This window comes from Pseudogracilibacillus amylolyticus (SeqCode) (assembly GCF_051918545.1).
Lineage (GTDB): Bacteria > Bacillota > Bacilli > Bacillales > Amphibacillaceae > Pseudogracilibacillus.
Map to the genome: position 1 here is coordinate 1 of NZ_JBPPZG010000126.1, position 11,593 is coordinate 11,593.

The window sequence follows — 11,593 nt, forward strand, 5'->3', positions numbered from 1 at the left end:
GGGAAATGAATGATACAATTAAATGGGGGTCAGTAGTTGGTGGTGTATTGCCATTTAATTTTGTAAAAGGGCTTATTGTTAGTATGTTATTTGTACCTGTATTTATAAAATTAAGACAATGGATTGAACAAAAACGAATAAAAGTTGCTAGTTAAGGCAAGACGAAAGGGGCTTTTAGGCTAAGAGTGCGACGTTGGGAATGGGACTCCGCTTACTTGTCCATCGAAGAGCATTTGCACTTTCGTTCGTCCCACTATAAAGATTTGTCGCAACATGCAGGACTGCGTAAAAAGTTCGTACCATCGTAAATATTCTACTATCACGTTCTGAGCGACGTACGAAGGTGAAGGAAGTTGCGTTACGGCTTTAACGCTGCAGCTAGACGCAGCTACTATTAAATAAGTTATAACAGTAAAAAACATCCCGTTAAACGATGCAATCAATCGTTCAACGGGATGTTTCTATTTTAAAATTAAACTTATTTTCTTTTTTGAAAGAACCATTGTTATAAGTCCGTTCAATAAATGTGACATGATTATTTTTCGTAACGAGTAGAACGGTTGAGGCTCTTGTACCATAATGTTCAGTTTTAATAAAGACTGGTGACAACTGTCTTTCAAGCTCTAAACCAACCCCCGTTTCAGGCAATAAGTCATCTTCAGCGATTTTCCGATCATGTAATTGGAAAAATATTTCTTCTATATCAATAATTTCACTGTTTTGCACATATTTTTGCAAATTTGTTCGTGCTCTACTTACTTTTGGCCAAGGTGTATTCATTAAGTGATTACTAATTGAATGAGTTCCTGGATCCACTTTAACTATTTTGTTTTGTCTGTTTCCGTAATAATAAAGTTCATCAGGTGTTCCGACCAACACATTAAACCCATTATATTGATCACTATTTTTATCAAGCGCTTTAAGAAATTCAGGAGCTTTTTTAGTACTTGTAAGAAAAGAAGTAATAATTTTTCCACGTGATTTTTTATCTATTGTTTCGCTTTTTGGATCTCGATAATTTGTGAGTGCTGCAAATTTTCCATCCTTTGTAATTCCAAGCCATGTCCCGAATGCTCTTAGATCTCGTCCTGCTAAAATATTCGGTTTATCTTCCCAAAAATGGGCTGCTTTTGTTGGGCGTTCGTAAAGCTCATCCCTGTTTGCTGCAACAATTAATTTATAGTTGTGATGGTCTTGGAAATGGAAACTGATAATACACATGACGATCCCTTCCTTCTTGAACGATTGCTTTTATCTTTTCTTCACCACTCCAAGTGTGCAACGGGAAACACAAATTAACTTATCATTTTCATCTTTTATTTTAACATCCCACACCATTGTTGTTCTGCCAATATGAAGTGGGGTAGCAGTTGCAATAACCGATCCTTTTTGCTTGCTGCGTATATGGTTTGCGTTAATTTCCATTCCGAATACGGCTTCTTTTTCTTGATCAATATTCAAGAAACCACCTATACTAGCAACTGTTTCTGCTAGTAGAACACTTGCTCCGCCGTGCAAAAAACCTGCTGGCTGATGGGTTCGCTCATCCACTGGCATCGTCATCACTACTTTATCTTTATCTAATAGCACTGTCTCAATTCCTAAAGCTTCCATTAATTTATTATTCATTTTTTATCCCCCATTTAGGTTAAAATAATTTGCCTAAAATTAAAGAAATACCTAATAAGAAACCATATATTGAGTTTGTTTTACCAGTTGCAACCATGGCAGGCATCATTTCTAGCGGCTTTGTTTTACCAATAAACCCTTTAATAACATCAACAGCTTTTTTGAGGCTAAGAAAAGTAATTAACGACCAAACAGGCAATATACCTGTTAAGATGAGACTAGCTGTAATTGCATAAGCGACAAAGAACATTGCTGCTAAAAAAATGATGGCATTTTTTCGACCAATTAAAATAGCAATTGTTTTTCGACCACTTTTTTTATCGCCATCTAAATCGCGAATATTGTTAGACAACATAATAGCTCCAATAAAAATGGCTACAGGAATAGAAACGAAAATGATATCTTTTGTTACCATTAATGTTTGAATATAATAACTGATTGCAATAATAACTGTTCCCATAAGAAATCCGGAAAAAAGTTCACCAAATGGCGTGTAAGCAATCGGGATTGGTCCACCTGTATAAAGATAGCCGATCAGCATAGAGGCAGCACCGATTACTGCAATCCACCAACTGGATTCCATACAAATGTATATACCTAAAAGAATTGCAATCCCGAAAAAAGCAAATGCTAATCGCAGTACTGTTTTTGGTGCAACACCATCTCGTACAATCGTCCCACCAATACCGACAGACTTTTCCGTATCCAAACCGCGTACATAATCATAATATTCGTTAAACATATTTGTTGCTGCTTGGATTAATATAGAAGCAATTAACATTGCTAGGAAAAGTCCAATATGAAAAACATTATCATGAATGAGAGCAAACATCGTTCCAACGAAAACGGGGATAAATGATGCGGTTAATGTATGGGGTCGAAGCAATCGCCACCATACTTGAAATCCTCCTTTTTCATTTAAAGCTTCCTTTATATCCATTTTATCGTGACTCATTATTATCTCCTTAACTGTTATCGTATTAAATTGTAATCTCTATTTAATAGTATGGATTTTGTAGTCTTATGTCAATTTTACAAATTCTCTCTAGTTATCATCATTATGAGATGAACATGTCTATAGCCTTTCCTTGAGAATCATTGGAAAAGAGAATAAAATAGAGAAGTAGCCTAAATGCTACGGCTTACTGGAGGTTTTTACATGATTGAATTAAAGGAAATGACGTTTCAATCCTTTTTAAATAATGCAGTGAAAAAAGCAACTAAAACAAATACAAAACAATTAATTAGCTGGACAAATAAAATAAATTCAGTTGATTTATTGTCTGTATTTGAAACTGCAAAGGAACTAAATAAAGATCGTATTTTTTGGACAAATAGCTCGAATGATTTTACATTGGTTGGAGTTGGAAGTGTGCAGAAAATAATTGCTCACGAAAACAGGTTTCAACGATTGGAAGAACAATGGGAAAACATCCGAAAAGATGCACTTATTTATAATCCTTACGAGGACCTAGGGACAGGGTTAGTGTCGATCGGGGGAATGTCATTTGATCCTAAACGACAGAAAAGTAAATTGTGGGATAAATTCCCAACTAGTCAATTAACGATACCTGAATATGTTCTCACACAAGACAAAGACAATTACTATTTGACGGCAAACCTATATGTCGATGGAAATACTGCTGTAGAGCAAGTTGTGAATAATGTTTCTAAAGTTAAAGAAATGTTATTACATCCTTCTACAGTTAGTCATGAATCAATACAAAAAGTACTGGCAAAACAAGAAATAGAGCCGGAGAAGTGGAAGAACACGGTCAAACAAGCGGTGCAAAACATCAAACAAGAACAGGTCAAAAAAATTGTGCTAGCCCGTGAAATGCGCTTGACATTAAATCGTCAAGCAAATATTGGTCTTATGTTAAGAAGATTAAAAGAAACACAGCCGAACAGTTATATATTTGCGTTTGAGCATGGGGATAATTGTTTTCTAGGAGCAACACCAGAGAGGTTAGTTCAAGTGAAAGGTGAAAAACTGTTATCGACTTGTTTAGCAGGGACTTCCCCGAGAGGTAAAACAATTGCGGAAGATGAAAAAATTGCCCATGCATTATTCAACGATCCGAAAAATAGGGAAGAACATGATTACGTAGTTCAGATGATTAAAAAAAGCATCGAAAAATACTGCGAGAATATTAATATTCCTGATGAACCGGTTGTTTTTCCGCTAAGAAACTTGCAGCATTTATATACACCGGTAACGGCACGGCTAAAAAAAGAATACACCGTTTTTGATATCGTTAAAAAACTGCATCCTACCCCTGCGTTGGGCGGTGTTCCAAGAGATAAAGCATTAGCTTTTATTAGAGAGAATGAATTATTGGACCGAGGTTGGTACGGTGCTCCGATAGGGTGGTTGGACAGTCAAGCGAATAGTGAATTTGCGGTTGCACTTCGTTCCGGTCTTGTGCAAAATGATGAAGTGTCGCTGTTTGCAGGTTGTGGAGTGATGCGAGATTCTGATCCAGAAATGGAATATGAGGAAACAAATGTGAAATTTTTACCAATGTTGACAATTTTGGAGGATACGGATGAATCATACTGAAAATTTAACACGCTATATAGCTAATTTTGTGGATGAACTAGTTTGTAGCGGGCTTACTCATGTCGTTATTTCACCAGGTTCCAGGTCAACTCCGCTTGCAATTTTATTTAGTGAGCATGAGAAAATTACCGAACACGTATTAATTGATGAACGTTCAGCCGCTTATTTTGCATTAGGAATTGCCAAAGAGACAAATAAAGCTGTAGCCATCGTTTGTACATCTGGTACAGCGGCTGCAAACTATTTTCCAGCGATCGTAGAAGCTTATTATGCGCGGATACCGTTAGTAGTCCTTACTGCCGATCGCCCTCATGAATTAAGGGGAATTGGCGCGAACCAAACGATCAATCAAATGAATATGTATGGAGATTTTGTAAAAGAGTTTCACGAAATGGCACCGCCAGAAAGTACGAACCAAATGTTACGCTATGTTAGAGGAAGGGCTGCACGCGCAGTCCGAAAAGCGGAACAAGGCAATCCAGGTCCGGTTCATTTGAATTTTCCGTTTAGAGAACCACTTTTACCCGACTTATCCCTTGATAATTTGTGGGGGGAAAATAATGGCTCATGCTATAACGTTGCATATGAAGGAACGAAACAATTAGAGCAAAACCAATTAAAATCTTTATATGCTAAAATTAAAGATAAAAAAAGAGGCATGATCGTCTGTGGACCGCAATTCAATCAGGAACTTGGCGAACAAATTACTTTATTAAGCAGCAGGTTAAAGATTCCTATATTAGCAGATCCATTATCTCAATTACGATCTGGCACACATGAAAAGGCGACAATTATTTCAACATATGATGCGATATTTAAATCTGAGCAGCTGCGAAATCAGTTGAAACCTGACTATATTATTCGTTTTGGAGCAATGCCAATATCAAAAACGTATCTCTTTTTCTTACAAGAACATGAAGATGTTTTACAAATTGTAGTTGAAGACTATGAAGATATGAGAGAACCGACAAACCATTCAAGTGAATTTGTCTTCGCAAATGGTAGTTCTTTTTGCAAGGAATTGGTAAACTTAAGCGAACAAGTACAATCAACATCGGATTGGCTTAATCATTGGCAACAGATGGAGGAAACAGCAACTGTTACATTAAGTCAGACTCATAATGAAAAGTTAACAGAAGGTGAAGCGGTTCGAGAACTTATGAGTGTTATTCCCGATAAGAGTAGAGTTTTTGTTGGCAATAGTATGCCGATAAGGGATGTAGACACATTTTTCTTTCCGACAGATAAAGAGGTAATCGTGCATGCAAACCGCGGAGTTAGCGGTATAGATGGCACGGTTTCTAGTGCACTTGGAGTTGCAGCGTCGACAAATCAGCCTGTAACGTTAGTAATAGGAGATCTTAGTTTTTATCACGATTTAAATAGTTTATTCGCAGCAAAACACTATCAGCTTAATATAACTATTTTATTGATTAATAACAACGGCGGTGGAATCTTTTCCTTCCTTCCTCAAGTGGAGGAAAAAAAGCATTTTGAAGCACTATTTGGTACACCGCTTGATATTTCGTTTGAAAAGGCAATATCTATGTATGAAGGGAATTATCAATTGGTCCATACAAAACAAGCTCTCAAAGAATCACTTGCATCAGCTTATAAACAAGGGGGACTTTCTGTAATAGAGGTTCAAACGGTTCGAAACGAGAATGTTGTTTGGCATAGAGAGTTATGGGAAAAACTAGAGCAGAGGTTATTGGATAATGAATAATTCAATTACAATTAAAGATGCGACCTATCACTATAACGTTTGTGGAGAAGGAGAACCACTCGTTTTACTGCATGGGTTTACAGGGACAGGTAATACATGGGAGACATTTTCTAAGAAATGGTCTAGGAAATTTAAAGTAATTACAATTGATTTACCAGGTCACGGGAAAACAAAAGTCAAATCTCCACGAACGATGGAGCGTTTTTGTGAAGATTTAACATTGCTACTTGAGCAATTACACATTAAAAAAACTCATCTCCTCGGTTATTCAATGGGAGGTAGAGCTGCCTTATCATTTGCATTATATTATCCCGAATATGTTCAATCGCTTATTTTAGAAAGTACTTCACCAGGATTAAAAACGGAGGATGAACGAAGGAAAAGACGAGAAGCGGATGCATTACTAGCAGAACAAATAATGGTTAATGGTGTAGAAAGCTTCACGTATTATTGGGAAAACATTCCGTTATTTGCGACACAAAAATATTTATCAGCCCAAATCAAAGAGAAGATCCGAAATGAGCGACTTGCTCAATTACCGGAAGGACTGGCGGAATCGCTTTTGTTTATGGGAACAGGTACCCAACCGTCTTGGTGGGATAAGTTAGAAGAAGTAACAATTCCCGTACTCCTGATTGCCGGAGCTCTAGATGAAAAATATGTGAAAATTAATCAGGAAATGAAAACTCTGCTTTCGGTTGCCGAAATGATCATTGTTGAAAAATCAGGACATGCCGTACATGTTGAACAAGTGGAAAAGTTTGATAAAATAGTAATGGAGTTCATTTCCACAGCGTTACTAAATTCTCCGCTTTAAGTGCGTGGGAGAAGTGTCGCTAAATTCCGAAGTAAGGGCGACTAAGTTCATACTGAGACTTATAAATCTATCGAACTCAGTCTTCTTTATAGAAGAAAAATATACATAAAAGAGGGTGCGAAATATGACAGTAGCTTGGGAAAAAGTTAGAGAGTATAAAGAGATTATTTTTGAAAAATATAATGGGATTGCCAAGATTACGATGAATAGACCGGAAAAACATAATGCATTTACACCACTAACAGTAAATGAAATGATCGATGCTTTTGCAGATGCTCGCGATGATTCATCAATCGGTGTGATCGTTTTAACAGGTGCTGGGGATAAAGCATTTTGCTCTGGTGGAGATCAATCTGTTCGCGGTCACGGTGGTTACGTCGGCGACGATGAAATTCCTCGTCTAAATGTACTTGATCTACAACGACTAATCCGTACAATCCCCAAACCAGTCATTGCCATGGTAAATGGGTACGCAATTGGTGGTGGACATGTACTTCACATCATTTGTGATTTAACGATCGCTTCAGAAAACGCAACATTTGGACAAACTGGACCAAAAGTGGGTAGTTTTGATGCAGGTTATGGTGCAGGTTATTTAGCGCGTATGGTCGGTCATAAACGGGCACGTGAAATTTGGTATTTATGCCGTCAATACAGTGCAGCGGAAGCTTATGAAATGGGCATGGTAAATACCGTTGTTCCTTTAGAGAAACTAGAAGAAGAAACATTACAATGGTGTGAAGAAATTTTAGAAAAATCACCAACCGCGCTTCGTTTCCTAAAAGCATCGTTCAACGCAGATACAGACGGTTTAGCAGGACTTCAACAGATGGGTGGAGATGCAACACTTCTATACTACACCACTGATGAAGCCAAAGAGGGCAGAGATGCATTTAAAGAAAAACGAAAACCAGATTTCGATCAATTCCCACGTTTCCCTTAAAATAGTAGGATGAAACAAACATAGCTGGAAAAAAGCGTTTTAGTCATAAAGAAATCCGAACTATTAATCACAGTTGTATTAGTTCGGATTTTTTGCTTTACTTTATAGATGATTTCCGTAAATTATTGGCGTAAGATGTTGATGAACGACTCTGCATGTTAGAAACGACGCGCATCCGGAAAATGACTCCACATGTTGCAAATTGATCGACACTATGGGAAATAGCTCTACATCTTGATGAACGTATGCGGAAATCACCGGCGACTTGACAGAGTTTCGTTAATAACTTAATGAATATTAGCTTTGTTGCATTTTTTTATCAACTATGTACTAATGATCCAACTGTTGAAATAGTATTAATTCAATACTCATTTCCTGTAATCATTTGTTATTTGAGTAGTCTCATTTAGTCAAGTTTGGTCTTTCTATAATCAACTTTAACAAGGAGTATCATTACGATGAATCAAATTATGCCACATTGGCTCACAAAACAAGCGGAGCTTTCTCCAAACAAAATTGCAATTGAAACAGATGAAACGTCGCTTACTTTTTCACAACTTCAAGAGCAGAGTGAGCGTTTTGCTCGAAAAATTGCTTCACTTCCTATTACCCCGCAAGCAAAAATTGCAATATTATCGCCGAATCAACTGGAGATGATCATTGCCATCCATGCGCTTACCTATTTACAAACTCCAATGGTTATGTTGAATACGAGACTTTCTAACAGAGAGTTAACTTATCAAATCAAACAAGCTGAGGTTGAATTAGTTATTACAACAACTGAGCTTCGAAGTGAAAAAAACTTGGATCATCCGAATCAAAAGACATATAGCGAAATCAACTTACTACCAGAGGCTAAGGTGGATCTAGCAAAACAAATTGATTTGAGTAAACCTTGTACATTGATGTTTACATCTGGAACAACCGGTTTACCAAAAACAGTTGTTCATTCATATGGGAATCATTGGTGGAGTGCAGTTAGTTCGATGTTAAATCTTGGATTAACGGATAAAGATAAATGGTTATTAACTCTTCCAATGTTTCATATCGGTGGATTTTCAATTCTAATGAAAAGTATTATTTACGGGATGCCCATTTATTTAATGGGAAAATATAATGCAACATATTTATATGAGGTATTAAATGAAAAGAAGATTACGATAGCCTCACTTGTGTCATTAATGCTCCGGCAACTGATTGATGAACTTGGAGAAAACGACCTTCCAAGTCATATTCGCTGTATTCTGCTTGGTGGCGGCTCTGTACCGGAACCTTTACTAAAAAAAGTAGAGCAGAAGAAAATGCCATTATTTCAGACATACGGTATGACGGAGACAAGCTCACAGATAGTTACAATTAGTCTTGCTGATGCAAAAGTAAAATTAGGTTCTTCCGGTAAAGCGCTATTTCCAGCTGACCTAAGAATTGAAAATCCGAACAGGGACGGCATAGGCGAAATTTGGGTGAAGGGTCCTATGGTGATGAACGGCTATTTGAATAATAAAAAAGCCAATGAAGAATCGTTTCACGAGGATTGGTTTAAAACAGGTGATCTAGGTTTTATAGACAAAGATGGTTTTTTATTTGTTGTTGATCGTCGTTCAGATTTAATCATTTCCGGTGGGGAAAATATTTATCCTTCTGAAATTGAGAATGTCATTTTAGAATTGGACGGAATTGTTGAGGTCGCTGTTATTGGAAAAGAAGATGATTTTTGGGGAGAAATCCCTGTTGCTTTTGTTGTTCGGAATGATAAAAAGACGTCGGCTGATCAAATTCTGAACCATTTAAAAAACAATTTGGCGTCTTTTAAAGTACCTAAGGAAATATTTTATGTTGATTCATTACCCAAAAATGCATCAAATAAAATAATGCGTCATAAATTAAAGGAACTGTTATAATGCGTGTTCAAAAAGGAGGATAAAAAGAACCAAGTCGGCTAAAGTTCCCTGCTGCATTTAGATACATGAGCATATGTTCTTGCACGCAGAAAAAGTGCTTTCCTTTTCAAGGAGCGGAGAAGCAAGCCAACGAGCTTCCACAGGATGTGGTGACTTCGACGTTCGACACAGGACGTGTCGGTATTTAGTCGAAGTTCCCCTAACGCAGTGTCATTTTTACCGGACTTTTTGAACATCCTCTTATAGCCCTAATTCACATTAAATTCCATTATGTAACAAAACTTTTTCAGTTGGCGGGTATATCGTGGCCGAAGTATCACAACTAGCCTGCATAGCGGAAAGACGATTAAACCATTTATCGGAGGGGATTATTTGATTAAATATAATATTATATTACCTCTAATGCTTTTTGCTTTTTTAACAATTAAACAAATAATCTTTAATGACGAAATCCGGTGGGTAGATAATATTGGACTTTCTATTTTCACATATTTGGCTTATGTTTTATGGGAATGGCTACAAAAACCTTATAAACGAAATGATGATAAAAATTCGAACTAATTAAAGATGAATGTGTTTTTGCTTAAATATAGCGCTTATATTTTTTACTCCCGTACCAGTAAAAAATCTTACATCCTAAATATTTTAACGTGAGCACCTTCTGTGATGCATGTAATTTGTATTATGTGACAAATTAATAGTAGGAGGTGCTGGAATGGAAAAAAAGAAGTATTATGTTAATTTACAATCAAAAGAGATTTCACAAATTCAATATCAAAACAATGATATGTTTACAATTGAAGCAACTGATGAAGAAGTTTTATTGCTACGAAAAAAATTAGATGGAGCAGATGTAGCAGAATATGATACATTTTGGCGAGCGCATGTACCAATTGTTCCGTACCATAATGATCCGTCAAACGACAGGTATGATCGGAACTTGAGAGAGGCTTATCAAATGATTTACGATCTTGGAGATGACGCAACGAGGTCATTTATCGAAGAAACAGGAATGTTGGGAGACCGGCCCATAGATACTGAAAACTAAACATCGTAATAAGATAGTAACACTTTCATTTCTATTTTTAAGTGAATACTATACAATAGAAGTAGAAATGGATTTGAAGGTAGTTGGTCGTTTTGGAGTATGTTTTTAAAGATTATTATCAAAATGAAGTGAAGTTGTCATTCCAAAAACAGCCTTTTTCTAAAACTCCTAAGCATGTATGGATTATCTGTAAATATAAAGATAAATGGTTGCTGACAGAGCACCGCAGTAGGGGTCTGGAATTTCCAGGAGGAAAAGTAGAAAAAGGCGAAACTGCAGAGGAAGCCGCGGTTCGTGAAGTAATGGAAGAGACGGGTGGAGTAGTAAATAAACTTTATTATATTGCCCAGTATTTTGTAACCGGGAGAAATGGAACGATTATTAAAAATGTGTATTTTGCTCCAATCGAAACATTAAAAGAGCAGCGTACATATTATGAAACGCATGGGCCTGTACTCTTGGATGATATTCCTGAGAACATTAAAGAAAAGAAGCGGTTTAGTTTTATGATGAAAGATGATGTGCTTTCACGATGTCTTCGTTATGTGGAAAAACATTTTTAGAAACCGGATCCGGTACAAAAGGATATGAAATTTAATACGGAATGACGTTTAAAGTGCGTGTTCAAAAAGGAGGATAAAAAGGACCAAGAAGTTCGAGGCGGTGCAGTTTCGAGCAGCGGAATGTATGCATTTAGATACATGAGCAAACGCTCTAGCACGCAGAAAAAGTGCTTTCCTTTTTCAAGGAGCGGAGAAACAAGCCAACGAGCTTCCACAGGATGTGGTGACTTCGACGTTCGACACAGGACGTGTCGGTATTTAGTCGAAGTTCCCCCTAATGCAGTGTCATTTTCACCGGACTTTTTGAACATCCTCTATAATGTATAAAATGAGGGGTTGAATAATATGTTAAAAGTAAACGATACGGCGCTTGTGATTATTGATGTTCAAGGGAAGCTTGCCA

Annotated in this window: 11 protein-coding genes; 8 read left to right on the forward strand and 3 right to left on the reverse strand. The window is 36.9% G+C overall.

The features are described 5' to 3' along the window. Positions 1–447 precede the first annotated feature (447 nt). From ACPYKA_RS13730 to ACPYKA_RS13740, 3 genes are read right to left on the reverse strand one after another with little or no spacing between them, the layout of a single operon-like run. A complete protein-coding gene (locus tag ACPYKA_RS13730; RefSeq protein WP_479542806.1) occupies positions 448–1,221 on the reverse strand; it encodes an NRDE family protein in 774 nt (257 codons plus the stop codon). Between the two features lie 30 nt (positions 1,222–1,251). Then, positions 1,252–1,629: a hotdog fold thioesterase gene (locus tag ACPYKA_RS13735; RefSeq protein WP_479542807.1), complete on the reverse strand. Its 378-nt coding sequence runs from the start codon at positions 1,627–1,629 to the stop codon at positions 1,252–1,254. Between the two features lie 19 nt (positions 1,630–1,648). Beyond that, on the reverse strand, positions 1,649–2,584 hold the full coding sequence (locus ACPYKA_RS13740; protein ID WP_479542808.1) for a 1,4-dihydroxy-2-naphthoate polyprenyltransferase: 936 nt from the start codon (positions 2,582–2,584) through the stop codon (positions 1,649–1,651). 204 nt (positions 2,585–2,788) lie between these two features. Between ACPYKA_RS13740 and ACPYKA_RS13745 the strand changes: the two genes are divergently transcribed. The 8 genes from ACPYKA_RS13745 (at position 2,789) to ytkD (ending at position 11,190) form a co-directional block, all read left to right on the forward strand. Then, the gene (locus ACPYKA_RS13745) at positions 2,789–4,192 is read left to right on the forward strand and encodes an isochorismate synthase (RefSeq protein ID WP_479542809.1); all 1,404 of its coding nucleotides are present in this window, start codon (positions 2,789–2,791) and stop codon (positions 4,190–4,192) included. Beyond that, complete coding sequence (menD, locus tag ACPYKA_RS13750; RefSeq protein WP_479542810.1) at positions 4,179–5,918, forward strand: 2-succinyl-5-enolpyruvyl-6-hydroxy-3-cyclohexene-1-carboxylic-acid synthase; 1,740 nt, start codon at positions 4,179–4,181, stop codon at positions 5,916–5,918. Before ACPYKA_RS13745 ends, menD begins: the two co-directional genes overlap by 14 nt. After that, positions 5,911–6,735, forward strand: a complete 825-nt coding sequence (menH, locus tag ACPYKA_RS13755; RefSeq protein ID WP_479542811.1) for a 2-succinyl-6-hydroxy-2,4-cyclohexadiene-1-carboxylate synthase — start codon at positions 5,911–5,913, stop codon at positions 6,733–6,735. The genes menD and menH overlap by 8 nt, the downstream gene beginning before the upstream one ends. A gap of 124 nt (positions 6,736–6,859) precedes the next feature. Continuing rightward, on the forward strand, positions 6,860–7,678 hold the full coding sequence (gene menB, locus ACPYKA_RS13760) for a 1,4-dihydroxy-2-naphthoyl-CoA synthase (RefSeq protein ID WP_479542812.1): 819 nt from the start codon (positions 6,860–6,862) through the stop codon (positions 7,676–7,678). Positions 7,679–8,136: 458 nt separating this feature from the next. Then, positions 8,137–9,579, forward strand: a complete 1,443-nt coding sequence (locus ACPYKA_RS13765) for an o-succinylbenzoate--CoA ligase (protein ID WP_479542813.1) — start codon at positions 8,137–8,139, stop codon at positions 9,577–9,579. Between the two features lie 372 nt (positions 9,580–9,951). Further along, positions 9,952–10,140, forward strand: a complete 189-nt coding sequence (locus ACPYKA_RS13770; RefSeq protein ID WP_479542814.1) for a hypothetical protein — start codon at positions 9,952–9,954, stop codon at positions 10,138–10,140. A 154-nt stretch (positions 10,141–10,294) separates the two neighbouring features. Further along, entirely contained in the window at positions 10,295–10,627 is a 333-nt protein-coding gene (locus ACPYKA_RS13775; RefSeq protein ID WP_479542815.1) for a hydrolase, read from the forward strand. A gap of 92 nt (positions 10,628–10,719) precedes the next feature. Beyond that, positions 10,720–11,190, forward strand: a complete 471-nt coding sequence (gene ytkD, locus ACPYKA_RS13780) for an RNA deprotection pyrophosphohydrolase (protein ID WP_479542816.1) — start codon at positions 10,720–10,722, stop codon at positions 11,188–11,190. Positions 11,191–11,593: the final 403 nt, after the last annotated feature.